Below are 26198 nucleotides of genomic sequence, written 5' to 3'. Positions count from 1 at the left end.
CAGCGTCAGTCCTTGTTGTAGAGGCTGCTCAGCGGTTTCTTCAGGATGCTGTCGCGCAAGGAGAGGCCGGCTTCGCGCCGCGCAGACGGCTCCTTCGTCATTGGGGATTGACTGCTTGCGTCGTCGCCGCCTCGGAACTCGCGACGCAGCTCGGCAAGCCGGCTATCGATCGACGTCTGGGGCGCTGCGCCAAAAGCTGAAGCCGCCGTCGCGCGCGGCAGCATGTCGGGCCGATAAGGCTCTATCGGCGGCGCGTCCATTCGCGCCGGTTGCGGCTCGGATATTGAGCCAGGCTGATCGATATCGTCATCGCCGATATCTTCGTCGAAAGCTTTCGCCGCATCGCTCAAAGCCGCGTAGCTCTGTTGGAAGGCGGAGATATCGGGACCGGAGACCGAGCGCATGCGGCTGACGATGGTGCGCAGATCAACGGTATCGGGCGAATCCTCGCTGGTTCTTGCGATGCTGCCGCTGGCCTTCGGCAGCAGGTGTTCTTCGACGCGGGAAAAGCGCATGCGCATGGGGACTGCGATGGCTTCACCGAAAGCAATGGCTTCGCCGTTGCCGATCGACGACAGGAAGCTCGTCGTCGAAATCGAGGAATTCGGGATTGCCGAACGGATGATCTCCTGGTCGCGGTCGTTGGCAAGGCGCATGGCAAATAGCGTCGAGCATTGCGACAGGATTGTCTGGTCGAGTTCGCCCGGACGCTGCGTGATGATGCCAAGCGACACGCCGTATTTGCGGCCCTCCTTGGCGATTCGGGCAATCGCCTGCCGGGTCGGGAAGAAGCCGAGGGTCGAGTCGGCGGGGATATAACGGTGCGCCTCCTCGCAGACGACAAGCATATGGATCGCGCCCTCGCTCCAGAGCGCCAGTTCAAAGGCCATGCGACAAAGGACGGAGGCGACGGAATTGACGACTTCGGAAGGGATGCCGGCAAGCTGGAAGGTGCAGATCGGTTTGTCGTCGCCCGGAATACGGAAGATCTGCGCGATTGTCTCCATGATCGTGTCGCTGATCGTGTTGTTGGAGAACATGAAATGATAACGCGGATCGTTGATTGCCGAGATGACGCGCATTTTGAGCGAACGCAGATGCGGCTTTTCCTGCCGCCCTTCGAGCCGGCCGATGCGCTCGTCGATCAGGGCCAACAGATCGGCCATGCGGTAGGGAACCGGCGTATCTGCAGTCACCGAGCTCTTTTCCGTCTGGCGGCGCATCAGCGGCGAGTCGCTGCCGCGAAAAGCCCGTTTCGCCTCGGGAATAATGTCGCGTAGCATGTCCAGTTCGTCGGGGATCGGCGTCCGACCGCGGAAGATGACTTCGGCGAATTCGTCGAGGCGCATCAACCAGAAGGGCAGGTCGAGCGTATCGGTATCGACGACGACTGAATGTTTGGGAAAGGCGGCGGCGAACTCATTATGCGGATCGAGGATCAGCACGCGCAGCTTGGGATCGGAGACGATCGCCTTGTGCAGTAGCAACGAGACGGCGGTGGATTTGCCGACGCCGGTGGAGCCGACCACGGCGAAATGCTTCGCCAGCATCGAAGGGATATGAATGGCGGCGTCGATGCTCTCATCCTGCGTCAGCTTGCCGATGACGCAGCTACTGTCCTTGCCCGCATCGAAAATGCGCATCAGGTCGGTGGCGCGGATGCGGTGAGCGATGGCGCCCAGATAGGGATAGGTGGAGATGCCGCTCGAAAATTCCTCGCGGCCGTTTGGTCCGACGCGGACTTCGCCCAGCAATTCCACCTCGATGCGGAAAAGATTGTCCTGCCCTTCGCCCCAGCCGGTGTTGCCTGTGTTCATGGCGTAGACGAGGGCGGCAACGCGATTGGTGCCGACGCTGATCGAGATCAATTTGCCGACGGACCAAAGCTCCGTCAGATCGGTGCCGCCGTCCTCGGCGACCGCAGCGATGGTTGCCCGGGAACCGCCGCACGCAACAACGCGGCCGAGGAAGCGATTTCCCGGCTTCAGATTGTCACGACGATCAAGGTCCCCAGCTTTGCTGGACGTCTGCAAATCATTGTTGAGCAAACGGCTACTCCCAGCGTTAGGAGGTGGAGCATAGGGAGGGCGCCTTAACAAAACCCTTTCGAGACCCTCAACATTTTAAGAGGATCGAGAAAGGCCGCGATTTTTTATTGCGGAATGCGTTGACGCTTTAAAATTTTCTGTCTATCACTTCGCCCCATGAAAAAATCGATGGTTCTTATCGTGGTGGGACGGCGCATGGGCAGGATGGTGTAACCATCCGGCGATAGCCACCCATGCGCTAGACGACAGGCTCCCAGGGAGCCTTTTTTTATGCCCGAAATCGAGATTTCATCTTTCCAAACCCTCAGCAGATAGCGGAACAAACGTATGACCGGCACAGACAATCAGGCGAGCAGCAATCAGATGACAGGCGCGGAGATCGTGCTGCAGGCGCTCAGGGACAATGGCGTCGAGCACATTTTCGGTTATCCGGGCGGCGCGGTTTTGCCGATCTATGACGAAATTTTCCAGCAGGACGACATCCAGCACATCCTCGTGCGCCACGAACAGGGCGCCGGCCATGCGGCGGAAGGCTACGCCCGCTCGACCGGCAAGGTCGGCGTCATGCTGGTCACCTCCGGTCCGGGCGCAACCAATGCCGTTACGCCGCTGCAGGATGCGCTGATGGATTCGATCCCGCTGGTCTGCTTGAGCGGCCAGGTTCCGACGACGCTGATCGGCTCGGACGCATTCCAGGAATGCGATACGGTCGGCATCACGCGGCCCTGCACCAAACACAATTGGCTGGTCAAGGACGTCAACAAACTTGCCGCGGTCATTCATGAGGCCTTCCGCATCGCCCAGTCTGGTCGTCCGGGTCCCGTCGTCGTCGATATTCCGAAGGATGTTCAGTTCGCCACCGGCACCTATACGCCGCCGGAAGCGCACGATGTCCAGAAGAGCTACCAGCCGAAGGTTCAGGGTGATCTCAACAGGATCAAACAGGCTATCGAACTGATGGCCAGCGCGCAGCGGCCGATCATCTATTCCGGTGGCGGCGTCGTCAACTCCGGTCCGGAAGCCTCGAAACTGCTGCGTGAGCTCGTCGAGCTGACGAGCTTCCCGATCACCTCGACGCTGATGGGTCTCGGCGCCTATCCCGCATCCGGCAAGAACTGGCTCGGCATGCTCGGCATGCACGGTTCCTACGAAGCCAATATGGCCATGCATGATTGCGACGTCATGGTCTGCATCGGCGCGCGCTTCGACGATCGCATTACCGGCCGCCTGAATGCTTTTTCGCCGAATTCGAAGAAGATCCACATCGACATCGATCCGTCCTCTATCAACAAGAACGTTCACGTCGATATCGGCATCCTCGGTGATGTCGGCAATGTTCTCGAAGACATGGTTCGCCTGTGGCGGGCCCTGCCGCACAAGCCGGCGGCGGATCGTCTTGGCGATTGGTGGACGAATATCGCCCATTGGCGTGCACGCAATTCCTTCGCCTACAGGCCGCATGACGATGTCATCATGCCGCAATATGCGATCCAGCGTCTCTACGAGCTGACCAAGGACCGCGACACCTACATCACCACCGAAGTCGGTCAGCACCAGATGTGGGCGGCGCAGTTCTACGGCTTCGAGCAACCGAACCGCTGGATGACCTCGGGCGGCCTCGGCACCATGGGTTACGGCCTGCCGGCTGCTCTCGGCGTACAGATCGCCCATCCGGAAAGCCTGGTCATCGACATTGCCGGCGATGCCTCGATCCAGATGTGCATTCAGGAAATGTCGGCGGCGATCCAGCACAATGCGCCGATCAAGATTTTCATCCTGAATAACCAATATATGGGCATGGTGCGCCAATGGCAGCAGTTGCTGCACGGCAACCGCCTGTCGCACTCCTATACCGAGGCAATGCCTGATTTCGTCAAGCTGGCGGAAGCCTATGGCGCCGTCGGCCTGCGTTGTGAAAAGCCTGGCAATCTCGATGCCGCGATCCAGGAAATGATCGACGTGAAGAAGCCCGTCATTTTCGATTGCCGCGTTGCCAATCTCGCCAACTGCTTCCCGATGATCCCCTCGGGCAAGGCGCATAACGAGATGCTGCTGCCGGACGAAGCCACCGACGAAGCCGTCGCCAACGCCATCGACGCCAAGGGCCGGCAGCTCGTTTGATCGGGACGCCGGGACACGGTAGGCTTGCCGTGTCCCGGGCCGCTGGACCAATCACCATTCAAATCAGGATCGCGCTGGCATCCTGAGCATAAGAACCGAGGAAACGGAACAAGGACAATGACCGCACACCTTCAACCCACGGGCTCCGCCTATTTCATTTCGCCGGAAACCGCAGCAGCCGAGAGCCATACGCTTTCGGTGCTGGTCGACAACGAGCCCGGCGTTCTCGCCCGCGTCATCGGCCTCTTTTCAGGTCGGGGCTATAATATCGAAAGTCTGACCGTTTCCGAGACTGAGCATCAGGCGCATCTCTCGCGCATTACGATCGTCACGCGCGGCACGCCGCAGGTGTTGGAGCAGATCAAGGCGCAGCTTGAGCGCATCGTGCCGGTTCATCGCGTCGTCGACCTGACGGTGCGCGCCCGCGATCTCGGCCAGGAGCGGCCGATCGAGCGCGAAGTGGCGCTGCTGAAGGTTGCCGGAAGCGGCGAGACCCGCGCCGAAACACTGCGGCTGGCCGATGCCTTCCATGCCAAAGTGGTCGATGCGACCGTCGAGCATTTCATTCTCGAGATCACCGGGAAGTCATCGAAGATCGATCAGTTCATCGCCATCATCAAGCCGCTCGGCCTGATCGAAGTCTGCCGCACCGGCATCGCCGCGATGAACCGCGGCCCGCAGGGGATGTGACGAACCTCCTCCGTTGACCGGTTTTCGGGCCTCGCGTAGGTTCGCGGCGCTAGAGCATCCCGCTTCAGGTGGAGCCACCTGAAGCGGATAAGATGCTCTAGATTCAAAAGACTAGAGCGACCTTTGTGCGTTCAAATGAACGCACGGCGCTCTCGGGGAACGCGCAGGGCGCACCCCGTTTCACGCAGGGTGGCAAATTGGGGTTTTCGACCGGAGAGGCTGCGACTGATATCGGCGGGAAGAGCTGGCATCCTCCCGCAGGAATGCGTCTCGGCGCTACGTTTTATGTTCGCAATGCCTTTCCCTGGCTTGGCCAACATTTCGGCGGGCAGAAGATTGCATCTACGCTGTCGCCCGGCATCGGCGGCGTGCTTTCCTGGGGTGGCCGCATGCCCGCAAAGACGGCTGCGGCGATCTCGCGGTTGCGTGGATTGCCGCGCTGGAATCTCGAAGACGGTTTTCTGCGTTCGGTCGGCCTCGGGAAGGCCGGCGCCGTCCCTCTTTCCATCGTGGTCGACGATCTGGGCCTGCCCGTGGATGCAAGCCGGCCCTCGCGCCTCGAACGCCTGATCGCCGGCGCGGAGGATGCCGGAGATCTGGGCAAGGCCATCCGCGAACAGATCGTGCGCAATCGGCTCTCCAAGTACAATCACCTGCCGCATAGGGCGCCCGTGATCGAGCGGACGACGAAGCGCCGCATCCTGCTGGTCGATCAGGTTGTCGGTGATGTCTCCGTCGGCAAGGCGCTCGGCTCGCACGCCTCGTTTGAGCGGATGCTAAGCGACGCGTTGGCGAGCGGCGCGCAATGTGTGATCCGGACACATCCGGATGTCATGGCCGGCCACCGGAAGGGATATTTGACCAAGGAAATTGCCGGTAAGAGCGACGTCATATTCCTCAACGATGCGATATCAGTAGCATCGGTTCTTGATGTCGTGGATGAGGTCTGGACCGTCTCCAGCCAGTTCGGCTTCGATGCACTGCTGCGCGGCATTCCTGTCCGTTGTTATGCTGCGCCTTTCTATGCCGGCTGGGGTGTGACGGAAGATCAATTCGGTGTCTATGCAAAGGCCTCGCTCGCCGGGCGTCGAACGAAGCGGCGGACTGTCGATCAAATTGCGGCCGCTGCCTTGTCGCTTTATCCGACCTATCGCGATCCGGCGGGCTGGCGGCAAATCGATATCTTCCGAGCGATCGAACTTATCGTTGCGCAGCAGCGCGCGGAGACCCGCAGTTAGAGCATCTCCAGCGGCTTTTCTCGAGCGGGCGGTGGAAATGCGGCATCGAGGGTGGCCCAATCCTCATCGGTGATGTCGAGTGAGACGGCGTCGCGATTTTCAGCGACACGTTGCAGATTGGAGGTCTTAGGAATAGCGATCACGCCATCGCGTTCCAGCAGAAAGGCAAGCGCCACCTGCGCCGGCGTTGCCTGATAGGTCTTGGCGATGTGGATCAGCTCCGGATGATGCGCCAGCTGGCCCTGCTCGATCGGCGAATAGGCCATGATCGGGATATTGCGTTCCTGGCACCAAGGCAGCAAATCATATTCGATGCCGCGCCGGCCGAGATTGTAAAGCACCTGGTTGGCGGCCACCTTTCCCCCGTCGGGAACGGCGAGCAGTTCCTCCATGTCGTCCAGATCGAAATTCGAAACACCCCAAGCGCCGATCTTGCCTGCGGCTTTCAGGGCTTCGAAGGCAGCCACCGTTTCCGCCAGCGGATATTCTCCGCGCCAGTGCAGCAGATAGAGGTCGATGCAGTCGATTTTCAGCCGTTTCAGGCTGCGGTCGCAGGCCTCGATCGCGCCCTTGCTGCTTGCGTTATGAGGATAGACCTTGCTGACGAGGAACACCTCGTCGCGCCGTCCCGCGATCGCCTTGCCGACGATTTCCTCCGCACCGCCTTCACCGTACATTTCGGCGGTGTCAATCAGCGTCATGCCGAGATCGAGCCCGGCCTTCAGGCTGGCGATCTCTTCCTTGGCGCGGGTGGCCTTTTCGCCCATGTTCCATGTACCTTGGCCGAGCGCGGGAACCGTGATGCCGGAGGGAAGAGTGACGGTCGGAATGGGGTCGTGCATGGCCTGTCCTCGCTGCTGGAGAGGCGAAGGATAAGTGCATTCATGGCGATTTCAATCGACGCCTTTCATGTCACCGTGACAATCATGTTATGGCACTAAAATCTAAGGCGAATTAGGGTTGTGTTACACCGGTGCCGCTTCAAGAGATGCGCGTCACGAGGAATAGACGCCTGCGTTCTCTCAAAGAACGGCGTCCGGAGAGATTTTATGGCGCTGAATACATTCCTGGCTCTATTATTATTTGCGTTCACGACATCGATCACGCCGGGGCCTAACAATATGATGCTGTTCGCATCTGGCGTGAATTTCGGTTTCCGCCGCACGATCCCGCATATGTTCGGCATTGGCGCCGGTTTTCTGTCGTTGTTGCTCGGCGTCGGCCTAGGGCTTGGCGCGCTGCTGCATACTGTGCCGCTGCTCTACACTGCGCTGAAGTTCGCTGGTGGGGCCTATCTTGTCTGGATCGCCTGGAAGATCGCCACCTCCCGCAGTCTCAGCGAGAAAGAAAGCGGCGTGGAGCCGATGAGTTTCCTGAGCGCTGCGGCCTTTCAATGGGTCAATCCCAAGGCCTGGGTCATGGCGGTCACCGCCATGGCGACCTACACCAATCCGCAGCTGTATCTGGTCAGCGTGCTGTTGGTCGGCCTTGCCTTTGCGGCGGTCAACATTCCCAGCGTTTCGACCTGGGCGGGCTTCGGCTCGGCCCTGCGCGACTGGCTTTCCGATCCCGTTCGCCTCAAATGGTTCAACATCACCATGGCCGTTCTGCTGGTGCTCAGCCTCTGGCCGATGTTAAAATAGCGGTATGGATGGCTTGTTGAGCATCAGCCAGAGGATGCCGATCACCGCGAAAAAAGCGGGGAATCCGCAAGCAAACCAGATGCGATAGAGATGGTGGTAGGCTGCCGGCAGCGGCGCTTCGGTCTCGGATGCTATGCGGGCGAGATCGCGCAGGCGGAGTTGTATCCAGACGACCGGCAGCCAGAAAACACCGGTCAACACATAGAGCAGCAAGGACAGAGCGATCCATCCTTCATCAAGCGACCAGCCGATCGATCGTGCGAGCAGATAGCCGGTGACCGGCTGTAGGATGACGGCCGTTGCCGTAAAGATCGTATCGGCGATGACGACCGTGCCGGCAACATGTGCGATCAGCTTGGGATCACCCGTGCGATGCGCCATGACCATGAAGAAAGCGATGCCTGCGCCGGTACCGAAAAGCACCGTGGCGCCGATAACATGAACGAGGCGAAGAAACTCCTCTGTTAGCATCAGCGTTCCTCCAACACCGCGAGCGCGGCAAGTGTCAACAGCATCGACGGCAGCACTTTGACGAGCGGCCCGAGAGGATCGAGCCAAAGCGATGGTTCGAGCAACGTGCCACCGACAAGATAAGCGAGGGTGACTGCGAGCATTCCGAACAATGCCGACCGCGCAAAAGGCCGCACAACAACGAAGGCGCCAAGGGCTATGTCAAGGAAACAGGTGGTCAGGGTCAAAGCCATTGCCATACCGCCGGACATAAAAGGCAGGAAGTGCCGGCTTGCGGCCATTGGAGCCAGCATCGGGATGATGCCCGACAGCATCCAGAAGAGCGCCAGCCCGCCGATCATCAAGGGCTTTAACAAGTAGAGGCGGGCAAACCACAGATCCTGAACACCGGAAGGGTTGGCACCCAGCGTTTCGACGGCCGTTGCCAAGCATTCGCCTCGGAGGTATTGCGCATCCCTTCGGCTGAGAACGCCTTCGGACATCACGGCCATCGCAGTCGACCGGAGCGGCGAACGCCATCCGAGCCTGCCGGCGATATCCGCGGCCCATGTCACCGGCTTTGCCAAGCCGGCCGGCATCGGCACGACCCGCGCCGGCGGGAGGCCGAGCCAACTTCGATGAAGTATCACCAGTTCCCGGAGTGTCAGTATCTCGCTCGCGGCAAGATCGATGTCGGTGCCGGATTGGAGTTCGCCGGCAACTGCCGCCGAAACGATCGAAGCGACATCATCGACCGAGACAGTTTCGACAGGGCTTTGCGCATGGATGAGAGGCAGGAGATAAGGTAAGGCGGCGAGCGCACGCAACAATGCCGTACCGCCATGCGCGTTGCGGCCAAGGACGAGCGCCGGCCTCAGGATGATATGGTTGAGACCGCTTGCCACCAGTGCCTTGTCAGCATGACGCTTTGTTGCCAGGAACGGCTGATCTTGGCCCGCACCTTTCGTGCGCGCGGAAATCTGCACGACGAACTCGATTGCCGACTGCGCGGCTGCGGCATAGAGCGCCAGCATCGCTTTTTCCTGTATTGCGGCAAGATCGTCGGAAAGTCCGTCTTGAAGGGCACCAGCACAGTTGATGACGATCTGATAGCCGCTTAGCACCGCATCCCAGTTTGATGGATGGGTCATTTCGGCTAGATCCGCTTTGATCCAGTGAATCGAAAGGTGTTTTACGCGCACCCGATCAGGATTGCGGGCAAGGCCGGTGACCATGTGCCCGTCTTTGCATAGTCGCGCCGCGATCACAGAGCCAATGAAACCAGTTGCGCCGAGAATCAAAATCTTCATGCTGGGCAGACTACCCAAAAGCGCTAAGAATGGCAGGGGGTTGCAGCATCTGATCGGGTTGCAACCGTTGAAGAAGGCACTTGGCTGCAATATGGCAAAAGCTTAGATTTGAGGCTTGTCCGGCGGGGAGATACATTATGGACGATCATGACGACCATCATCACCATGATCCAGACAACCACTATTCCGATATGCAGGCTCGCGTGAAAGCGCTGGAAACGCTGCTGACGGAAAAGGGCCTGATCGATCCGGCGGCGATCGATGTCATTGTCGAGACTTATGAGACGAAAGTCGGGCCGCGCAACGGCGCGCAAGTGGTGGCGAAAGCCTGGAGCGATCCGGAATTTGCCGAATGGTTGAAGCGTGATGCGACTGCGGCGATTGCCAGCCTCGGCTTCACCGGGCGGCAAGGCGAACATATGCGGGCGGTATTCAATACGCCGGAGACGCATAATCTGATCGTTTGCACGCTCTGCTCCTGCTATCCTTGGTCGGTGCTCGGCCTGCCGCCGGTCTGGTACAAGGCGCCGGCCTATCGTTCCCGTGCCGTCATCGATCCACGCGGCGTGCTAGCCGAGTTCGGCCTGACGCTGCCTGAGGAGAAGAAGATTCGCGTCTGGGATTCGACGGCGGAGCTGCGCTATCTCGTCATCCCAGAACGTCCGGTTGGCACGGAAGGCATGAATGAGACGGCTCTTGCCGATCTCGTCAGCCGTGACGCTATGATCGGCACCGCGATCGCCAGGGCTCCGGAGGAGGCGATATGAATGGGCCGCACGATCTCGGCGGGCAGATGGGCTTTGGGCCGGTGGCGCCGGAACCGAACGAACCGGTCTTTCATGCAGAATGGGAAAAGCGGGCGCTCGGCATCACGCTCTCCTGCGGCGCGTTCGGCGCCTGGAGCATCGATGAGAGCCGGCATGCGCGCGAAAACATCGCCCCGGCCGACTACCTTGCCGCCAGCTACTATGAGATCTGGACGCGCGGGCTCGAGATGCTGCTGGAACGGCATGGTTTTGCGACGGACGAGGAGCTGCGATCCGGCCATTCGCTACAGCAAGGATCCGTGCCGAAGCGGGTCCTGAAGGCCGATATGGTTGCCGGCGCTCTCGCCAAGGGCGGCCCCTGTGATCGGCCGGTCGATGCTGCGCCGCTTTTTGCCGTCGGCGATTGGGTGCGCACGAAGAATATCAATCCGACCGGACATACCCGTCTGCCACGCTACGCGCGAGCCAAGACGGGCGTGGTGGAAGCCGTGCAGGGCTCGTTCGTCTTCCCGGACGACAATGCCCATGGCAAGGGCGAGAACCCGCAATGGATCTATACGGTCGTCTTCGGCGCACCGGAGATCTGGGGCGAGGGCGCCGATTCGGCGCTGACCGTCTCTATCGATGCCTGGGAGAGCTATCTTGAGCGCGTCTGAGATGGTATCGCCGCTGGCGCAATCGCCGCAACTGCCAAGATCCGCCGATGGCGAACCGGTCTTCCCCGAACCTTGGGCGGCGGAGGCTTTCGCCATGACTGTGCATTTGCACGAGAAGGGCTTGTTCAGCTGGGGCGAATGGGCGGAGCAGCTTTCTGTCGAATTGCACAGGCCCGGCCGGGCTGAAGACGGCAGCGATTATTTTGACTGCTGGGTGGCGGCATTGTCCGGCCTGCTGATCAGCCGCGGCATCGCCGATGCCGGTGCGATCCTCGACGTGCAAAGAAGCTGGCAGCGCGCGGCGGAAGCGACGCCGCACGGCAAGCCGATCTTGCTGGAGAACGATCCGGAACGCTGAGGGGGTTAGGACGAAAACTGCTTGTAGCATTCGTCTGCCACCTGCCTCAGCATGTCGCGTGAGATTTCGCCGGTGACGGCATAGCCCAGGCGGCCGTCGATCCAGTAGAAGGTCTCGACCGAACCGGTGCTGGCGAAACGGAAGCTCGTCGTGGTGTTTTCCTTGTTGCTGCCGACGAGCACCGTCAGGCGTTGGCCGGCCGCATTCTCATACATGAAGAGTGCCCCAGGTGTGCCGTTGATCGGTAGCAGCCGGCCGCCGACGAGATGGAAACCGAGCGTCTGCAAGCTCGGCACCTTTAGATCGGCGACATTCATGCGCTTGCCGAGCCAGGTTGCGAGATGCCCCTCCTGGTCCGCGCCGACCTCGACGGGGTGGCGGACGTCGCTGGCGTAGACGACGAAGGCCGATTGCGCCTGTCGCGGCAGGGCTTCGATGCCGGTCAGGCGAAGATCGGGCGGCGTCAAAAGCGGCGGGCCGAAATGGCCGACGGCAGCGCCGACCAGAAAGATAGCCACAGAGGCCGCGGCCGTCGACAGCCAGCGAAGCCGACGTGGCGTTGCCGCCGGAGCAGACGTAGATATGGGCAATACCAGTTCGCGGTCGCCTTCATTCGAGGTTTCGTATGGCGCAAACAGTGCCTTGATGCCGGCGTTTTGCGCTTGCCAGGCGGCGATCATCTCCGCTTGTTCGGGATTCTCGGCGAGCCAGGCCTCCACCCGGACGCGCTCGTCCGGCGGCAGCAGCCCGTCTGCAAAGGCGTGGAGATCCGCTTCGGTCACGGTCGGGTTACGTTCATTCATTTTGGTCTCCGAAGCGTAATGACATTATCGGCATTCATCAGGCTGGTCATTTTCCGGCGCGCTCGCGACAGGCGCGACATCACGGTGCCGACAGGGATATCCAGCGTGGTAGCGACATCCTGATAGCTGTAGCCTTCGACCACGACCAACATCAGTACAGCGCGGTAGTCCTCCCCAAGACTGTTCAGTGCCGCTTCCAATTGGGAGCGTTCCAAAGGATCGCTGTTGGCCTCCGCTGCCGGTAGATCGATGCTGTCGTCCAGATCGACGAAGTGGCGGCCGCCTTGCTGGCGCCGACCGTTTCGGTAGAGATTGGTCATGATGGTCAGCACCCAGCCACGCAGGTTCAGTCCGCGCCACTGGCTGCGCCGTGCCAGCACCTTTTCCACGCAATCGTGAAGAAGGTCTTCGCCATCGGCGTCGGAACGCGTGAGGCTGCGCGAATAGCGCCTCAGCGAGGGAAGGAGCGCCAGCACCTCGGCCTCGAAGCTGTCGGACGCGGCGGAGGTTCCCCCCGCGTCCTGGTTGGTCCGATCAGGGCCGTGCGGCATCCCACACGCCCTTAAAGCCGTCGCCGGCAACATCGCCGGCCTTGGCATCCTTGACAAAGAAATAGAGCGGCATGCCGTCCTTCGCCCACTGCTTCTTCCCGTCTTTGCGGGTGATGATCGAATATGCGCCTTCCGCCTTGGCATTGCTATCGGCCATCAGCGGCGGCCAAGCCTTCGCGCAATCGTCATTGCAATTGGAGACATCTTTCTTGTCGTTCTTGAAGGTGTAGAGCGTCATGCCGTTCTCGCCGGTGAGAACCTTGCCCTTGGCGCTTTCGGCGGTCTTTATCGGGGCGGCGGCAAAGGCCGATGTCGCAGCAGCCGATGCCATGATCAGGATTGGCAAGAATTTCGCGGCTTTCATGATTTTTCTCCTCGGAATGGTGGACACGAATGGTCCAGGCCCCACGTTTTTGCGTTGCCGGACATGAGACACGAAATGCCTCGATTTTATTCCCGATAAATCACGTTTTTTTACTGCTTGCTTCTGCCGGCCGAATCCTGCCAAGTCGGCCCCATGCAATTCGCGCCGCAACAAGACGAAGCGCTCAAGGCCGTTGCCAACTGGTTGAGAGAGGGACGCTCGCCGCTGTTCCGCCTGTTCGGCTATGCCGGGACGGGCAAGACGACGCTTGCGCGGCATTTTGCGGAGCATGTCGACGGTGATGTGCTGTTTGCCGCCTTCACAGGCAAGGCGGCGCAGGTGCTGCGCTCGCGAGGCGCCAGCAACGCCAAGACAATCCATTCGCTGATCTATCGTCCGCGCGGTGAGGAGGCCGTTGAGGACGAGGAGACCGGTAAGACATCGATTGCGCCGATGTTCACCATTAATAGGCAGAGCCCTGTCGCCAAGGCGGCGCTGATCATCGTCGACGAATGTTCGATGGTGGATGAAGCGCTCGGCAAGGATCTGATGAGCTTCGGTACGCCGATCCTCGTGCTCGGTGACCCCGGTCAGTTGCCGCCGGTCTCGGGCGGCGGTTTCTTCACCAATGAGGAGCCGGACTATCTGCTGACGGACATTCATCGCCAGGCACGAGACAATCCGATCATTCAGCTCGCGATGCACGTGCGCGAGGGCAAGGAGATCATGCACGGCGATTACGGCACGGCGCAGGTGATTTCGAAGAACGAGGTCACGCAGCCACTGGTGCTGGAGGCCGATCAGGTGCTGGTCGGCACCAACCGCACCCGCCGGCGTTACAATCAGCGTCTGCGCGAGCTCAAGGGTTTTACGGCTGAATATCCGCAATCCGGCGACAAGCTGGTCTGCCTGCGCAACGATCCCGCCAAGGGCTTGCTCAACGGATCGCTCTGGCAGGTGATGACGTCTTCCAGGGAAACGACCAAGCCCGGCATCAATCTGCTTGTGCGGCCGGAGGACGACGACATGGATCGGGGTGCTGCGAAGATCAAACTGCTGAAGCAGGCTTTCGAGGACGTCGAAGGCGAAATCCCCTGGTCGACACGCAAGCGCTACGACGAATTCGATTACGGCTATGCGCTGACCGTGCATAAGGCGCAGGGTTCGCAGTGGAACAATGTGGTGCTGTTCGATGAAAGCTGGGCGTTCCGCGATACGCGCGAGCGCTGGCTCTACACGGCGATCACGCGCGCCGCCGAGAGGCTGACGATTGTCCGCTAAAGCCGCCTTCTTTATCTTTGCGTCGTCGATGGGGATGGACGGTACGCCGTGCAATCGGCGGTGTGCTTGTCGAGATCAAAGATCATTGCCGTGGGTATCCGGGGGCTCCGCGGTATTGGCATAGTCGAGGAGATCGGCAACTTTCTGCATCTGCCGGTTCAAGGCCGACATTTCAGCGATGAGTTCGCGTTTGCGGTGGTTGAGGGCTGCGCGGAAAATGATCTCGGTGTGGTTAGGCGTTTCCGCATCATCGAGCTTTTCCATGACGTCCTGGATGACGGCGATCGACATGCCGGTTTCGCGACAAACGGTGATGACGGCCATCCGCAGCACATCGTCGGTGCCGTAGATTCGCATCAGCCCATGGCGATCCGCCGAGATCAGCCGCTTTTCCTCGTAGAAATGCAGTGTCCTGTGGGTGACGCCGAAAGCGCTGGCCATATCCGCAATGGCGACCGCCCCTTCCGGTAGGTTGGAAGGAAGTGCTGACTCCGGCAGGAACCGGTACTTGGCGTGCGCCTCCGATACGAGATTGGCGGCAGCAAACGGACGTTTGGAACCGTCAGACATGAGTCCCTCCATAATTCTGTCCATCCCCTTTTTGTCCCGGCGCCCCACGCCGTGATTGAGTGTTTATTCTTTTGTTCGGTTGACGGAGGAGGCCGCTGCTACGCCCAACTCGTTTTCACAAATGACGCGACCAACAAACGCAGATGTCGCCGATGAAAATTCTTAGGTTTCATAAGGACAAATTTACTGTGGGTGAGCTTGAGCTCCCTCGTTCCCCCGGGGATGACCGTAATCGGCGCCCGATACAACGACGCTAACCGGTTTCGGCGAAATTATAAGTTGCCCGAAGGGCGTATCGTCGGTGGGATGGGGCGTTAAAAGAGGGGAAGACCATCAATCTTTTGCATGAGTCGATGTTCGAATCTCGTTGGTCTTGCGGCGTGCAATCGCATAAAACGGAGGGTATTATCCTCTTTAAAAATCATGGATTTCGATCATGCCCGCCAAGCTCTCCGTGAACCTCAACGCCATCGCCATGCTGCGTAACCGGCGCGACCTTCCCTGGCCAAGTGTAACCGGGCTCGGACGGATCGCTCTTGCCGCCGGTGCCAGCGGCTTGACGGTGCATCCGAGGCCCGATCAGCGGCACGTCCGCTTCTCTGATCTGCCCGATATCCGGGCGCTGATCGATGATGAGTTTCCGGAGGCGGAGTTCAATATCGAGGGCTATCCGACCGATGAGTTCTTCGATCTTTGCGCCAGCGTCGAGCCGGAGCAGGTGACGTTGGTGCCCGACGATCCGTCGCAGGCGACCTCGGATCACGGCTGGGATTTCCGCAAGAACCGCGAGCTGCTGGTCGACGTCGTCGCCCAATACAAAAAGATCGGCTGCCGCGTTTCGCTGTTTGCCGATGGCGACGGCGATGCCGATGCCGTGAAGATCGCCAAGGATGTGGGCGCCGATCGCATCGAGCTTTACACTGGTCCCTATGGTGGCTGCTACGATGCGCCGGAACGCGCCGCGGTCATTCTGGAGGCTTTGGGCAAGACGGCCGATGCCGCGTTCGCCAACGGACTGGCCGTGAATGCCGGTCACGACCTGACGGTCGCCAACCTTCCGCCGCTCCTCAAGCGCATTCCGAAGCTTGCCGAAGCATCGATCGGTCACGGGCTGACTGCCGATGCGCTGGAATACGGCATGGCCGAAACGGTTCGGCGCTTCTGCAGGGCATGCGGGCAGGTGGTTTAAGGGGCAGGTTTTGGGCTGGTCAGGCGAGGACGCCGTTGGCGCGCTGTCGTGCCTGGCCCCTCATCCTAGCCTTCTCCCCGCGTTGCGGGGAGAAGGGACGACGGAGCAAAAGGTGGTTGGCCGACACCCGGTTAGGACCTGCGCATAGCGCATGAAAACTTCCTCTCCCCGCATGCGAGGAGAGGGCTGGGGTGGCCAGGCGCAGAAGTGCCGCAATAGCGGCCAGCCTGACCATCCCGTAAACCTAGCCCACCAACGCGGCCTTGTGTTCCTCGACGAAGCTACGCAGCGTTTGCGGCTCCTTGCCGGTCAGCTTGTTGAAGTCATTCGTGAGGATGCTGAAATTGCCGGCGCGGGTGTTGGCGTCAGCGGAAACGAGCATGTCGACGACGAATTTCGGCAGGCCAGCGCCGGTGAGGCCAGCCGCAAACTGTTCGTCATTGACCTGCACGACGTCCAGCGGACGACCGGTGATCCTGCTGACGACGCTCGCGACGTCCTCGATGGTGACGGCGGTCGAACCCGTCAGCGTGTAGGTGGCGTTTTCCGTCGTGTCGGAAGCCAGAGCGGCAGCAATGGCAAGAGCGCAATCTTCGCGGCTGATGTTGCTGATACGGCCGCCACCGGTCGCGGTGTACCACTTACCGACCTCGAGGCTGTGCGGCAGACCCATCAGATAGTTGTCGAAATACCAAGCGTCGCGCAGAATTGTATAGCCGATGCCGCTTGCCTTGATGGCGTTTTCCGTGCCGAGATGATCAGGTGCGAAGGTGACCACGGAATTATCCGGGGCTGGCATCGAGGTGTAGAGGATATGCTTGACGCCGGCCTGCCTGGCAGCCTCGACGGCAGCGGTGTGCTGCTTCAGGCGCAGACCGGGGACGGCAAGCGCGTCGGTACTGATGATCAGCAGGCGATCGACGCCGGCGAAAGCTGTGGGCAGGGTGGCGACATCATCGAAATCGGCCTTGCGGGTCACGACACCTTTGGCGGCGAGGCCTGCCAGCTTCTCCGGGTTGCGGGTGGCAGCAATGATGCGGCCGGGCGCGACCTTGTATGTCTCCAGCAAGTGATGAATGACGCGTTGGCCGAGTTGGCCCGCGGCGCCGGTGACGAGAAGGGTGCTGCTCATGTTTTTATCCTTGTTTTACCGCCGCGGGTTTGCAGAGGTTTGTTGCTCTCAAAAAGAGACTAACACTAGAATAGGAATTGACTTCGGCCTGTAAAGGAGGCAGTTTTTTGGCTCTACGTTACCAAAAGGGAACCGACCCGATATGAGCACCCGCACGGTCGTCAATCTGCGCAGTACAGAGGCTCCGACGCGCGTCGTCGATATCAGCAAACTCGATTTCACGAATTGCCCAGTGCGGGACCTGATCTCACAGATCGGCGGTAAGTGGTCAGTGTTGCTACTGGAAGCGCTGGTGCAGCGCCCTTATCGTTTTGGCGAGCTCCGGCGCATGGTGCCAGATATTTCCCAGCGCATGTTGACTCAGACGCTGCGCGACCTCCAGCGCGACGGTTATATCGACCGCGAGGTGTTTCCGACCAAACCGCCAAGTGTCGAATATCGAATGACCGATCTGGGCCGTTCGCTCTATGGACCGCTGGCACAGCTTTTGAACTGGGCTGAGGCCAACCACGACGCCGTGCGCGCCGCGCGCGCTCGTTTCGATCAATCGCAGAACTGAGCATAGCTTCGGTCGGTTTCAGCAAATGCGACTGGCTGCGGAGTGTTGTCCGCAGCCGTCCTGATCACTTCTGCCGCTCGGTCAAGAAGACGAGCAGCGCTACGACCGGGAAGCAGACGCCGATCCATGAGGCGAGATTCCAGCCGCCGGTGGCATAGGCCCAGCCGCCAATTGCCGAGCCGAGCGCGCCGCCGGCGAAGAATGTCGCCATGTAGAGACCGTTCAGACGGCTGCGATGTTCAGCGCTCAGCGCAAAGATGGCGCGCTGGCCGAGCACGAGATTGGTCTGCACGCCGAAATCGAGCAGGATGCCGGAGAGTGTCAATGTCGCGAGCGCCAGCAGCGAGCCGCTGCCGGAGGCATGGCCGATGAGGAGAGCGAGGATGGCGAGTCCCATGGCGAAAGCGGTGGCAAGCTTCGTCCAGCCGCGATCGGCGACACGGCCGGCAATCGGCGAAGCCACCGCGCCTGCCGCACCAGCCAGCGCGAAGAGGGCAATGCCGTTCTGCGTCAGGCCGAAAGCCGGGCTTGCGAGCAGCAACGGCGTCGTCGTCCAAAACAGGCTGAAGGCGCCGAACATGCAGGCCTGATAGAGGGCACGGCGCTGTAGCACCGGCGTGCGCAGTGCGAGATGGCCCATTGACGAAAGCAGTTGGCCATAATGCAGCTTGGTGTGAGGAATGCGGGTCGGCAGGACGGCGCGGAGGATAACGGCAAGCCCGACCATGACACCGGCGGAGAGGATGTAGACCATATGCCAGGAGGAAAGCTCCGACAGGAAGCTCGCCGCTGGCCTGGCCAGCATGATGCCGCAAAGCAGGCCGCTCATGACATTGCCGACAACCGCGCCGCGGCTAGCATCCGGCGCCATATGGGCAGCAAACGGCACCAGCACTTGTACTGCAACGGAAGCAATGCCGATACAGAGCGAGGCAAGCAGGAAAAGCGATGGTGACCAGGCGAAAGCTGCGCCTATGAGCGCCACGGCCGAAAGGCCGATCAGCGTCAGCACCAACCTGCGGTTTTCCAGGAGATCGCCGAGCGGAACGATCAGCAGCAGGCCAAGACCGTAGCCGATCTGAGTCAGAGTGACGATCAGACCGGTTGCCGCCGGCGTGAAGCCGAGCGCCTGGCTGATCGGGCCGGCCAGCGGCTGGCCATAATAGAGATTGGCAGCCACCAGCCCGCAAGCGGCGGCGAACATGAAGGTCATCAGCGGCGAAATGGTCTTTTCGGGGAGCGGAGTGCTCTCCCGTCTGGCGGCAACGGTTGCGGGCATGTCTTGATCCTTGATGCGTGCAGGGGAGGCGATCCCCCAAAATTCTCGTGAAAAATTAGTTCAGTAGTTTCATGGCCGCCTCGGCGACGGCAAGCATATGTTCGGTTTTGCGGCCGGTCTTTCCGATCACGCGCATGCCTTTCGTAAGGCAGAGCAGCGTGCGAGCTGTGCCTTCCACATCGAGCCTGTCCGATACCGAGCCATCCTCCTGTCCGAGGCGGATCAGATCGATGAGCAACTGCTCGTCGACGTCGAAGGCGAAGGCAATGCGGCCGGCGACTTCCGCGTCAAAGAGAGCGAGCTCGGTAGCACTGCCGACAACAAGGCAACCCTGGCGACCAATCTCGTCGCTGGACGATTCTGCAAAGATGATCAGGAATGTGCGCAGCTTTTCGAAAGCGTTGGCCGCGGCGGCAAGGCGTTCGTCCCTGAGCCTGCATCGCACATCCCGGTAGCGATCAAAGGCGGCAAGGAACACGCCGCGCTTATCTTTGAACGCCTTATAGACGCTACCAGCGGTCAGCCCCATGGCCTCGGTCAGTTCAGTGATCGAAGCGGCATAATAGCCGCGCTCGGAAAAGACCCGCAACGCCTCGTCGAGCGCTGCGTCCATATCGAATTCCCGCGGGCGACCGCGAAGCTTCGGGGAAATATCCAGTGTGTCTATCGTCATGCTGCTTGTTTAGGAAATGATCGTTTCCAAATCAAGCGGAATTTTGCGACGCAACATAATTGTGATGTTTGAATATTCGTCGCCACCTGCTTCGCGGGTTACCTTGAGGCGCGTAGGCCGAAAGGCCGGAGCCTCGAAAGGCGAGGTGGCCCGGAGGCGAGCGACTACAGATCCAGCACCCAAGTCTGGCCATTCAATTCCGGGCCGAACATGCGGTGCTTTTCCTCGGAGACAAGCCGGAACCCAGCCTGAACATAGATGCCTCTGGCGGTGTCGAGGATGTCGTTGGTCCATAGCGAAAGCTGACGGTAACCGGCGTTGCGGGCGAAGCGGATGCATTCGCCGACCAGCAGCTTGCCGAGGCCGAGACCGCGTGCTGTCTTGTCGACGTAAAGCAGCCGGAGCTTTGCGATCCTGTCGCCGCCGTCGGCAACCATGACGGAGCCGACATTCAGTCCACCCCGCTCGGCGATCCAGCATCGATCCTTCTGCGGATCGAAGTTGGAGAGGAATTTGCCGGCGACCTCGGCGACCAGCCCTTCGAAACGCATATCCCAACCGAATTCTTCGCAATAGAACCGCGCCTGACTCTGCACAATCCAGCCGATATCGCCGGGACGATGGGCACGGATGATGGCGGCGGGCATGGCATTGGCGCTTGAGTTGAGTACGGCCTGAATCGTTTGCATCGCCCCAACAACGCGTTCCGGCTCACCGATCGCCAGCGCATCGAAATGCCCGGCGACCTCAGCGCGGGAGCGGCGGACGAATTCATGGAACTGTCCTTGTCCCTTGTCGGTGACCGTGATGATCTGGCTGCGCAGATCGTCGGGATCGGGCTTGGTTTCGATCAAGCCGTCTTCGCGAAAGCGTTTCAGAATGCGACTGAGATAGGCGGGATCGAGATGCAGCTCACGCGTCAGCGTTGAGGCGGCGACGCCGCCACGGGAACCGATTTCGAACAGCACGCGGACATCGGTCAGGGCGTAAGGGCTGTCCAGATAGGCTTTGTTCAGGACGCCGAGGAAATTGGCATAAAAGCGATTAAAGTCGCGGACCGCGTCGATCGTCGCGAATTGCGTAGCATCAAACATGGACATCATCTCCCGACAATATGAGAGACGATGTCCATTATTTATTGGACTCGGTCAAGTAAATTTGACTTGATTTAAGCGGCCTGGCTAGCGTTCGCCTTTTCCTCGCCAAGGGCGAAATCGACGGCGCTCCGTGCGTGGATCGCCGTCGTGTCGAAGCCCGGCAGGATCAGCGCGTTCGGGTCGAGGATCAGGCAGATCTCGGTGCAGCCGAGGATGACACTGTCGGCCCCTTCAGCTTTGGCTCGCTCGATGATCGCCATCAGTTTCCGCCGCGACTCGTCCTTGACGACGCCGGCGCAGAGTTCGTTGAAGATGATGTCGTGGGTCACGGTTCGGTCTTCAGCGCCCGGCACCATGACGGAGACGCCATTGCGGGCCATGCGATCGGTGTAGAAGCCGTGCTCCATCGTGTAACGCGTGGCAAGCAGCAGCGGCTTGACGCGACCGGCGGCCTTCAGCGCGGCGGCTGTCTCGTCGATGATGTGGATCAACGGGATGGAGACACGTGCGGCAACTTCCGGAGCGATCAGGTGCATGGTGTTGGTGCAGATCAGCACGCATTCGGCGCCGGCGGTTTGCAGGCGGTGCGCGGCATCGCCGAGACGGGCAGCGGCATCGTCCCAGCGTCCGGCCTTCTGGAGGGCGACGATCTCTTCGAAATTGACGGAATACATCAGCACTTCGGCCGAGGCGAGGCCGTCCAGCCTGTCACGAACCATCTCATTGATAAGGCGATAATAAACCGCCGAGCTCTCGAAACTCATGCCGCCGATCAGGCCAATAGTGCGCATGCTGCTGCTCTCCATTCTTGATTAGGAATAGCAGAATATTGAGACATTTCACCCGCTTCGTGTTTGCAATCTTTGTCTTTCTTTGAGTTCATGTTGCAAATTTTTGCGCTTATATGTGATGATACGCAAAATTTCCGCGTGATTATGGAGGTAGGCGCTCATGCTTGACGAACGCGACCGAAAGATTCTCGATCTTTTGCAGACCGATGCCGGTATTTCGGTAACGGACCTCGCCGACCGGGTGGCGCTTTCGGTTTCGGCTTGCTCACGGCGTATCCAACGGCTGGAGGATAGCGGCCATATAGCCAAGCGCATCGTCGTGCTGGACCGCGAAAAGATGGGCGTGCCGACCACGCTCTATGCGCTGATCAAGACCGCCCATCATGCCGACGAATGGATTGAAACTTTTCGGAAGGCAATCAGCGACATTCCCGAGATCGTCGAGGCGCATCGGCTGACGGGCAATCACGATTACATCCTGAAAATCGTGTTGCCGCGTGTCGAGCACTACGACGTCATCTACAAGAAGATCGTGCGCCGAGTGGAGCTCTTCGACGTTTCGGCGTCTATCTCGATGGAAGTGTTGAAAAGCGGCGTGACGATCCCAGTCGGCTATGCCGAATAGTGAGGCGATGTTGTTTGCGGAACAATGTAACAAGTGCCACCAAGTCTTCCGAAGCCTCACTGACGGCAACTTTGCGCTAGGAGCGGCCATCGCCGTGAACAATTTCGCTGAGATCAATACCCTTGCTACCAAGCGTTGCTACGTCTCGCACGGCGCCACAACAATATGCATTCGAAGGATCGATTACCCGTATCATACAGTAAGATCTGTCTGAACTTGCGGTCGCAACAAGCTCTTTGTGGCGTTTGTTGATGCCAGCGGCTAGCGTGAGGCAGGATCCTCCAGATTTCCTGCTCAACCGAACTGACACAGACCGATGGAGACTAGATTGCGTCGTTTAGCTTGGGCTGTTCTGGCTGTCCTACTAGCAATCATCGTAGCCTTGGCCGTCACATGGGCCTCGCTTGCATTGTGGTATCGCCTTCCCGTTCCGGAATTCGCCAGAGGCTTTGCTGCCGGGCTATTCGCTCTTTTTGGGGTTTTCACGATCACTGCTTTGTTTGGCCCCTGGCGTTTCAAAGCCATCCTCACATTCGCAGCGGCGTTCGCACTTGTCCTGGTTTGGTGGAACACGATCAAGCCCGTCGAGGACGCCTCGTGGGCACCCGATGTCGCACGACAGGTCACAGGCGAATTCAACGGCGACCTGTTGACACTGACCAATGTCCGGGACTTCGAGTGGCATAGCAGCACAGACTTCATCGAGCGATGGACGACGCGTACCTACGACATGAGCAAGGTCCGGACGGTCGACCTGTTCATGTCTTATTGGGCGGGGCCGGAGATTGCCCACGTGATTTTCAGCTTCGGTTTCGAAGGCGGTGAGCAGCTTCCGTGGTCGATCGAAGTGCGGCGCCGGACTGGAGGTGCGTTCTCGCCGCTCGCCGATTTATTCAAGAGCAATCCTCTGGTGATCATCGCCGCAGACGAACGGGATGTGGTGGGCGTCCGTTCGAACTTCCGTGGCGAAGATGTCCAGATCTACCGCCTGAAAGCGTCCCCGGAGCAGGCACGAGCACTCCTGCGCGAGTATGTTGCAGACGCCAACGCCCTTGCCGCAACGCCGGTATTCTACAACTCGCTCACGAGCAACTGCACGACGACGGTCGTCAAGATGATACGCGTGGCTGGAGACAGGATTCCCTTCGACTGGCGCCTCATCGTCAATGGCTATCTCCCTGACTACGCTTATGATCGCGGGGCGTTGGATACGTCCGTGTCGCTCGCTGAGCTCAGAACTGTCGCTCATATCGACCAGCGGGCTCGGGACGACGGATTGTCGCCGAACTTCTCGAAGTCGATACGCGTCGGCGTACCTTCGCCAGCGCCAGAAGATCCGCGATAAATAGAAGGAGACGCCCCTATCTTGATCGTACGTGGAAGGGCTCGCGTGCCCGCGTAGGTGCCATGCATAAAAGGCGGTTGTTGGCCGTCGTCTTCAACCCTACGTTCGCGAAGATAAAACAGATGCGGGGTGTCGTCATGCAGGATCATCACGTTGTCGTCGTCGGGGGTGGGTTTGGCGGTTTGCAGCTCGTCAACGATCTCAAGGGAGCTCCGGTCCGCATCACGCTGATTGATCGGCGCAACCATCACCTGTTCCAGCCGCTGCTCTATCAAGTCGCCACCACCTTGCTCGCCACGTCCGAGATCGCCTGGCCGATCCGAAGCTTTTTCCGGGATCGGCCGGAGGTGACGACACTGCTGGCGGAAGTCGTCGGTGTCGACAGCCAGGCACATAGGCTGACGCTGAAAGGCGGCGAGACGATAGCATATGACACGCTTGTGCTGGCGACAGGCGCGACCCATGCCTATTTCGGACATGACGAATGGGAACCGGTGGCGCCGGGGCTGAAGACGCTCGAAGACGCAACGACGATCCGCCGGCGCGTTCTGCTGGCCTTCGAGCAGGCCGAGTTGGAAAGCGATCCCGCCATCCGCGATGCTTTGTTGACCTTCACCATCGTCGGCGCCGGACCGACTGGCGTAGAGCTGGCCGGCATCATCTCCGAGCTGGCCAGGACGACCCTCCCGAAGGAGTTCCGCAATATCGATACCACCAAGGCCAGGATTATTCTTGTCGAAGCCGGGCCGCGCGTTCTCGCAAGCTTTGACGAGGGGCTGTCCGCCTATGCTCACAAGGCGCTGGAAAAGCTGGGCGTCGAAGTCCGCACCGGCAAGCCCGTTACATCCTGCACCGAGGAGGGCGTAACGATCGGGGAGACTTTCGTGCCAAGCCGCACGATCGTCTGGGCCGCCGGCGTACAGGCTTCGCCGGCAGGTGAATGGCTGGGCGCTCCCGCCGATCGCGCGGGCCGCGTCGTGGTCGACAAGGAATTGAGGGCGCCTGGCAAGCCGGATATCTTTGTCATCGGTGACACGGCGGCGGTGATGCGCGACGATGGCACTCCCGTGCCGGGCATCGCGCCGGCTGCCAAGCAGCAGGGCGCTTACGTCGCCAAGGTGACAAGGGCAAAGCTATTGGGCCAGCCGGCGCCGGGGCCTTTTCACTATCATCATCAGGGAAGTCTTGCGACGATCGGCAAAAGTGCCGCGATCATCGATTTCGGCTGGATCAAGCTCAGGGGTTGGATCGCCTGGTGGGTCTGGGGCCTCGCCCATATCTACTTCCTGATCGGCACGCGCTGGCGCTTCGCCGTCGCCTGGAGCTGGCTGTGGATCTATATCAGCCGTCAGCACAGCGCTCGGCTGATCACGCAGAGGGAAACCATGCGTGAGGAGTGAAAAAGGGCAGCCACCGTGGCTGCCCTTTTCTGTGAGTCTTGTGCCGTAGCGCTTACGCCAGCGATGCGATGTCAATGACGAAGCGGTAGCGGACGTCGCTCTTCAGAACGCGCTCATAGGCTTCGTCGACCTGATCGATATTGATCACCTCTATCTCCGAGGCAATGTTGTGCCTGCCGCAGAAATCGAGCATTTCCTGGGTTTCCTTGATCGAGCCGATCATGGAACCGGAAAGGCTGCGTCGGCCGGGAATCAGCGAGAAGGCATGGACCGGGACCGCGTGCTCGGGGGCACCGACGACGACCATGCTACCATCGACCTTCAGCAGGCCGAGATAGGCGTTCCAGTCGACGGCGATACCAACGGTCATAATGAGGAGGTCGAATGTGCCAGCGAGCGTCTTGAATGTTTCGGCGTCGCTCGTCGCGTAGTAGTGATCAGCGCCGAGGCGCAGACCGTCTTCCTTCTTCGACAGGGTCTGGCTGAGAACGGTAACGTCTGCGCCCATGGCATGGGCGATCTTGACGCCCATATGGCCGAGGCCACCCATGCCGACGATGGCGACCTTTTTGCCGGGGCCGGCCTTCCAGTGGTGCAGCGGCGAGTAAAGCGTGATGCCGGCGCAGAGTAGCGGGGCTGCTGCGTCGAGCGGAAGATTTTCGGGGATCGAGAGGACGTAGCCTTCCTTGACGACGATCGAATCCGAATAGCCGCCATAAGTAGGCGTCGTGCCATCGGCTTCGAAGTCGTTGTAGGTCTGGACCACGCCAGGCATATAATGTTCAAGGTCGAGATCGCGGGTGGCGCAAGTAGTGCACGAATTGACGAAGCAGCCGACCCCGACGCGGTCGCCGACCTTGAATTTGGTCACTTTCGAGCCGACTGCGCTGACGATGCCGGCGATCTCATGACCCGGTACCATCGGATATTTTGCGTTGCCCCATTCGTTGCGAGCCTGATGAATGTCGGAATGGCAGATGCCGGAGAATTTGATCGCGATGACGACATCATCCTCGTTCGGATCACGGCGTTCGAAGGTGAACGGCGTGAGCGGTTTGGATGCGTCGGTTGCTGCATAACCCTTTGCGATAGGCATGGGAGGTTCCTTATCCTTGGGATGGGTTGGGAGTGGAATTGAGACGCTGGACTATGCATCGGGACGAGGCCTAAGCGTTAGAGCGATCCTGCAAGCTTTATGTACGATCCTGCGAATCTAAATTGGCAGCGGCTCTTTTGCAGACGGATGAGGTCACCTAGA

General features: G+C 60.0%; 26 protein-coding genes and 1 pseudogene. 13 read left to right on the top strand and 14 right to left on the bottom strand.

Annotation, left to right across the window (positions count from 1 at the left end; all coding sequences use genetic code 11):
• Positions 1–5: 5 nt before the first annotated feature.
• A complete protein-coding gene (locus CCGE525_RS12520) occupies positions 6–2048 on the bottom strand; it encodes an ATP-binding protein (protein WP_120704545.1) in 2043 nt (680 codons plus the stop codon).
• A 327-nt stretch (positions 2049–2375) separates the two neighbouring features.
• Between CCGE525_RS12520 and CCGE525_RS12515 the strand changes: the two genes are divergently transcribed.
• The 3 genes from CCGE525_RS12515 to CCGE525_RS12505 all read left to right on the top strand — a co-directional run bounded on the left by CCGE525_RS12515 (position 2376) and on the right by CCGE525_RS12505 (position 6097).
• Entirely contained in the window at positions 2376–4169 is a 1794-nt protein-coding gene (locus CCGE525_RS12515; RefSeq protein ID WP_120704544.1) for an acetolactate synthase 3 large subunit, read from the top strand.
• 117 nt (positions 4170–4286) lie between these two features.
• Positions 4287–4859: an acetolactate synthase small subunit gene (ilvN, locus tag CCGE525_RS12510; protein ID WP_120704543.1), complete on the top strand. Its 573-nt coding sequence runs from the start codon at positions 4287–4289 to the stop codon at positions 4857–4859.
• A gap of 263 nt (positions 4860–5122) precedes the next feature.
• The gene (locus tag CCGE525_RS12505) at positions 5123–6097 is read left to right on the top strand and encodes a capsular polysaccharide export protein, LipB/KpsS family (protein WP_120704542.1); all 975 of its coding nucleotides are present in this window, start codon (positions 5123–5125) and stop codon (positions 6095–6097) included.
• On the opposite strand, the gene CCGE525_RS12500 is transcribed toward CCGE525_RS12505, so the two are convergent.
• Complete coding sequence (locus tag CCGE525_RS12500; RefSeq protein ID WP_120704541.1) at positions 6094–6939, bottom strand: aldo/keto reductase; 846 nt, start codon at positions 6937–6939, stop codon at positions 6094–6096. The genes CCGE525_RS12505 and CCGE525_RS12500 overlap by 4 nt on opposite strands.
• Positions 6940–7146: 207 nt before the next feature.
• Here CCGE525_RS12500 and CCGE525_RS12495 point away from each other — a divergent pair, with 207 nt between their 5' ends.
• A complete protein-coding gene (locus CCGE525_RS12495) occupies positions 7147–7740 on the top strand; it encodes a LysE family translocator (protein ID WP_120704540.1) in 594 nt (197 codons plus the stop codon).
• Here the strand turns inward: CCGE525_RS12495 and CCGE525_RS12490 are convergent.
• Positions 7732–8211 (bottom strand): DUF2269 family protein, encoded by a 480-nt coding sequence (locus tag CCGE525_RS12490; protein ID WP_120704539.1) that lies wholly within the window; start codon positions 8209–8211, stop codon positions 7732–7734. The genes CCGE525_RS12495 and CCGE525_RS12490 overlap by 9 nt on opposite strands.
• Positions 8211–9500 carry an SDR family oxidoreductase gene (locus tag CCGE525_RS12485; protein WP_120704538.1) on the bottom strand — a complete coding sequence of 430 codons (1290 nt, stop codon included), beginning with the start codon at positions 9498–9500 and terminating at the stop codon, positions 8211–8213. Before CCGE525_RS12485 ends, CCGE525_RS12490 begins: the two co-directional genes overlap by 1 nt.
• 137 nt (positions 9501–9637) lie before the next feature.
• Between CCGE525_RS12485 and nthA the strand changes: the two genes are divergently transcribed.
• Genes nthA through CCGE525_RS12470 form a run of 3 tightly spaced genes read left to right on the top strand, consistent with a single transcriptional unit; the run spans position 9638 to position 11281 of the window.
• The gene (gene nthA / locus CCGE525_RS12480) at positions 9638–10267 is read left to right on the top strand and encodes a nitrile hydratase subunit alpha (RefSeq protein ID WP_120704537.1); all 630 of its coding nucleotides are present in this window, start codon (positions 9638–9640) and stop codon (positions 10265–10267) included.
• The gene (nthB, locus tag CCGE525_RS12475; protein WP_120704536.1) at positions 10264–10923 is read left to right on the top strand and encodes a nitrile hydratase subunit beta; all 660 of its coding nucleotides are present in this window, start codon (positions 10264–10266) and stop codon (positions 10921–10923) included. The genes nthA and nthB overlap by 4 nt, the downstream gene beginning before the upstream one ends.
• A 1-nt stretch (position 10924) precedes the next feature.
• On the top strand, positions 10925–11281 hold the full coding sequence (locus tag CCGE525_RS12470) for a nitrile hydratase accessory protein (protein ID WP_120704535.1): 357 nt from the start codon (positions 10925–10927) through the stop codon (positions 11279–11281).
• 5 nt (positions 11282–11286) lie between these two features.
• Here the strand turns inward: CCGE525_RS12470 and CCGE525_RS12465 are convergent, their stop codons facing one another.
• Genes CCGE525_RS12465 through CCGE525_RS12455 form a run of 3 tightly spaced genes read right to left on the bottom strand, consistent with a single transcriptional unit; the run spans position 11287 to position 12999 of the window.
• Positions 11287–12084, bottom strand: coding sequence for an anti-sigma factor family protein (locus tag CCGE525_RS12465; protein ID WP_120704534.1), 798 nt, complete (start codon positions 12082–12084; stop codon positions 11287–11289).
• Positions 12081–12635: an RNA polymerase sigma factor gene (locus tag CCGE525_RS12460; RefSeq protein ID WP_120704533.1), complete on the bottom strand. Its 555-nt coding sequence runs from the start codon at positions 12633–12635 to the stop codon at positions 12081–12083. Before CCGE525_RS12460 ends, CCGE525_RS12465 begins: the two co-directional genes overlap by 4 nt.
• Positions 12619–12999 (bottom strand): COG4315 family predicted lipoprotein, encoded by a 381-nt coding sequence (locus CCGE525_RS12455; RefSeq protein WP_120704532.1) that lies wholly within the window; start codon positions 12997–12999, stop codon positions 12619–12621. The genes CCGE525_RS12460 and CCGE525_RS12455 overlap by 17 nt, the downstream gene beginning before the upstream one ends.
• 153 nt (positions 13000–13152) lie before the next feature.
• On the opposite strand from CCGE525_RS12455, the gene CCGE525_RS12450 reads away from it, so the two are divergent.
• Entirely contained in the window at positions 13153–14280 is a 1128-nt protein-coding gene (locus CCGE525_RS12450; protein WP_120706388.1) for an ATP-dependent DNA helicase, read from the top strand.
• Positions 14281–14364: 84 nt separating this feature from the next.
• Here CCGE525_RS12450 and CCGE525_RS12445 read toward each other — a convergent pair.
• Positions 14365–14850: pseudogene (locus CCGE525_RS12445) on the bottom strand (MerR family transcriptional regulator); the annotation flags it as partial.
• A 436-nt stretch (positions 14851–15286) separates the two neighbouring features.
• Here CCGE525_RS12445 and CCGE525_RS12440 point away from each other — a divergent pair.
• On the top strand, positions 15287–16039 hold the full coding sequence (locus CCGE525_RS12440; protein ID WP_120704530.1) for a pyridoxine 5'-phosphate synthase: 753 nt from the start codon (positions 15287–15289) through the stop codon (positions 16037–16039).
• A gap of 244 nt (positions 16040–16283) precedes the next feature.
• Here the strand turns inward: CCGE525_RS12440 and CCGE525_RS12435 are convergent, their stop codons facing one another.
• Entirely contained in the window at positions 16284–17171 is an 888-nt protein-coding gene (locus CCGE525_RS12435; RefSeq protein ID WP_120704529.1) for an SDR family oxidoreductase, read from the bottom strand.
• Between the two features lie 142 nt (positions 17172–17313).
• On the opposite strand from CCGE525_RS12435, the gene CCGE525_RS12430 reads away from it, so the two are divergent.
• Positions 17314–17730, top strand: a complete 417-nt coding sequence (locus CCGE525_RS12430) for a winged helix-turn-helix transcriptional regulator (RefSeq protein WP_120704528.1) — start codon at positions 17314–17316, stop codon at positions 17728–17730.
• A 64-nt stretch (positions 17731–17794) separates the two neighbouring features.
• Here CCGE525_RS12430 and CCGE525_RS12425 read toward each other — a convergent pair whose 3' ends face one another.
• The 4 genes from CCGE525_RS12425 to CCGE525_RS12410 form a co-directional block, all read right to left on the bottom strand.
• Positions 17795–19009: an MFS transporter gene (locus CCGE525_RS12425; RefSeq protein WP_120704527.1), complete on the bottom strand. Its 1215-nt coding sequence runs from the start codon at positions 19007–19009 to the stop codon at positions 17795–17797.
• A gap of 55 nt (positions 19010–19064) precedes the next feature.
• Complete coding sequence (locus CCGE525_RS12420) at positions 19065–19682, bottom strand: TetR/AcrR family transcriptional regulator (protein WP_120704526.1); 618 nt, start codon at positions 19680–19682, stop codon at positions 19065–19067.
• A 164-nt stretch (positions 19683–19846) separates the two neighbouring features.
• Positions 19847–20776: a bifunctional helix-turn-helix transcriptional regulator/GNAT family N-acetyltransferase gene (locus CCGE525_RS12415; RefSeq protein ID WP_120704525.1), complete on the bottom strand. Its 930-nt coding sequence runs from the start codon at positions 20774–20776 to the stop codon at positions 19847–19849.
• A gap of 74 nt (positions 20777–20850) precedes the next feature.
• Complete coding sequence (locus CCGE525_RS12410) at positions 20851–21570, bottom strand: aspartate/glutamate racemase family protein (protein ID WP_120704524.1); 720 nt, start codon at positions 21568–21570, stop codon at positions 20851–20853.
• A 160-nt stretch (positions 21571–21730) separates the two neighbouring features.
• Between CCGE525_RS12410 and CCGE525_RS12405 the strand changes: the two genes are divergently transcribed.
• The 3 genes from CCGE525_RS12405 to CCGE525_RS12395 all read left to right on the top strand — a co-directional run bounded on the left by CCGE525_RS12405 (position 21731) and on the right by CCGE525_RS12395 (position 24940).
• Positions 21731–22195 (top strand): Lrp/AsnC family transcriptional regulator, encoded by a 465-nt coding sequence (locus CCGE525_RS12405; RefSeq protein ID WP_120704523.1) that lies wholly within the window; start codon positions 21731–21733, stop codon positions 22193–22195.
• A gap of 316 nt (positions 22196–22511) precedes the next feature.
• On the top strand, positions 22512–23540 hold the full coding sequence (locus tag CCGE525_RS12400; RefSeq protein ID WP_120704522.1) for an Lnb N-terminal periplasmic domain-containing protein: 1029 nt from the start codon (positions 22512–22514) through the stop codon (positions 23538–23540).
• Positions 23541–23677: 137 nt separating this feature from the next.
• Entirely contained in the window at positions 23678–24940 is a 1263-nt protein-coding gene (locus tag CCGE525_RS12395; RefSeq protein ID WP_120706387.1) for an NAD(P)/FAD-dependent oxidoreductase, read from the top strand.
• A gap of 52 nt (positions 24941–24992) precedes the next feature.
• Here the strand turns inward: CCGE525_RS12395 and CCGE525_RS12390 are convergent, their stop codons facing one another.
• Positions 24993–26036, bottom strand: coding sequence for an NAD(P)-dependent alcohol dehydrogenase (locus CCGE525_RS12390; RefSeq protein WP_120704521.1), 1044 nt, complete (start codon positions 26034–26036; stop codon positions 24993–24995).
• Between the last annotated feature and the right edge of the window lie 162 nt (positions 26037–26198).

The organism is Rhizobium jaguaris (assembly GCF_003627755.1).
Taxonomy (GTDB): Bacteria; Pseudomonadota; Alphaproteobacteria; order Rhizobiales; family Rhizobiaceae; genus Rhizobium; species Rhizobium jaguaris.
The sequence above is the reverse complement of the archived record's forward strand: the minus strand, read 5'-3'. Positions and strand labels throughout refer to the sequence as shown.

Bases quoted from the DNA above. Each gene is read 5' to 3' on its own strand.
- CCGE525_RS12515 (WP_120704544.1), top strand. From the start codon at position 2,376: ATGACCGGCACAGACAATCAGGCGAGCAGCAATCAGATGACAGGCGCG.
- ilvN (WP_120704543.1), top strand. From the start codon at position 4,287: ATGACCGCACACCTTCAACCCACGGGCTCCGCCTATTTCATTTCGCCG.
- CCGE525_RS12505 (WP_120704542.1), top strand. From the start codon at position 5,123: ATGCGTCTCGGCGCTACGTTTTATGTTCGCAATGCCTTTCCCTGGCTT.
- CCGE525_RS12500 (WP_120704541.1), bottom strand. From the start codon at position 6,939: ATGCACGACCCCATTCCGACCGTCACTCTTCCCTCCGGCATCACGGTT.
- CCGE525_RS12495 (WP_120704540.1), top strand. From the start codon at position 7,147: ATGGCGCTGAATACATTCCTGGCTCTATTATTATTTGCGTTCACGACA.
- CCGE525_RS12490 (WP_120704539.1), bottom strand. From the start codon at position 8,211: ATGCTAACAGAGGAGTTTCTTCGCCTCGTTCATGTTATCGGCGCCACG.
- CCGE525_RS12485 (WP_120704538.1), bottom strand. From the start codon at position 9,500: ATGAAGATTTTGATTCTCGGCGCAACTGGTTTCATTGGCTCTGTGATC.
- nthA (WP_120704537.1), top strand. From the start codon at position 9,638: ATGGACGATCATGACGACCATCATCACCATGATCCAGACAACCACTAT.
- nthB (WP_120704536.1), top strand. From the start codon at position 10,264: ATGAATGGGCCGCACGATCTCGGCGGGCAGATGGGCTTTGGGCCGGTG.
- CCGE525_RS12470 (WP_120704535.1), top strand. From the start codon at position 10,925: ATGGTATCGCCGCTGGCGCAATCGCCGCAACTGCCAAGATCCGCCGAT.
- CCGE525_RS12465 (WP_120704534.1), bottom strand. From the start codon at position 12,084: ATGAATGAACGTAACCCGACCGTGACCGAAGCGGATCTCCACGCCTTT.
- CCGE525_RS12460 (WP_120704533.1), bottom strand. From the start codon at position 12,635: ATGCCGCACGGCCCTGATCGGACCAACCAGGACGCGGGGGGAACCTCC.
- CCGE525_RS12455 (WP_120704532.1), bottom strand. From the start codon at position 12,999: ATGAAAGCCGCGAAATTCTTGCCAATCCTGATCATGGCATCGGCTGCT.
- CCGE525_RS12450 (WP_120706388.1), top strand. From the start codon at position 13,153: ATGCAATTCGCGCCGCAACAAGACGAAGCGCTCAAGGCCGTTGCCAAC.
- CCGE525_RS12440 (WP_120704530.1), top strand. From the start codon at position 15,287: ATGCCCGCCAAGCTCTCCGTGAACCTCAACGCCATCGCCATGCTGCGT.
- CCGE525_RS12435 (WP_120704529.1), bottom strand. From the start codon at position 17,171: ATGAGCAGCACCCTTCTCGTCACCGGCGCCGCGGGCCAACTCGGCCAA.
- CCGE525_RS12430 (WP_120704528.1), top strand. From the start codon at position 17,314: ATGAGCACCCGCACGGTCGTCAATCTGCGCAGTACAGAGGCTCCGACG.
- CCGE525_RS12425 (WP_120704527.1), bottom strand. From the start codon at position 19,009: ATGCCCGCAACCGTTGCCGCCAGACGGGAGAGCACTCCGCTCCCCGAA.
- CCGE525_RS12420 (WP_120704526.1), bottom strand. From the start codon at position 19,682: ATGACGATAGACACACTGGATATTTCCCCGAAGCTTCGCGGTCGCCCG.
- CCGE525_RS12415 (WP_120704525.1), bottom strand. From the start codon at position 20,776: ATGTTTGATGCTACGCAATTCGCGACGATCGACGCGGTCCGCGACTTT.
- CCGE525_RS12410 (WP_120704524.1), bottom strand. From the start codon at position 21,570: ATGCGCACTATTGGCCTGATCGGCGGCATGAGTTTCGAGAGCTCGGCG.
- CCGE525_RS12405 (WP_120704523.1), top strand. From the start codon at position 21,731: ATGCTTGACGAACGCGACCGAAAGATTCTCGATCTTTTGCAGACCGAT.
- CCGE525_RS12400 (WP_120704522.1), top strand. From the start codon at position 22,512: ATGGAGACTAGATTGCGTCGTTTAGCTTGGGCTGTTCTGGCTGTCCTA.
- CCGE525_RS12395 (WP_120706387.1), top strand. From the start codon at position 23,678: ATGCAGGATCATCACGTTGTCGTCGTCGGGGGTGGGTTTGGCGGTTTG.
- CCGE525_RS12390 (WP_120704521.1), bottom strand. From the start codon at position 26,036: ATGCCTATCGCAAAGGGTTATGCAGCAACCGACGCATCCAAACCGCTC.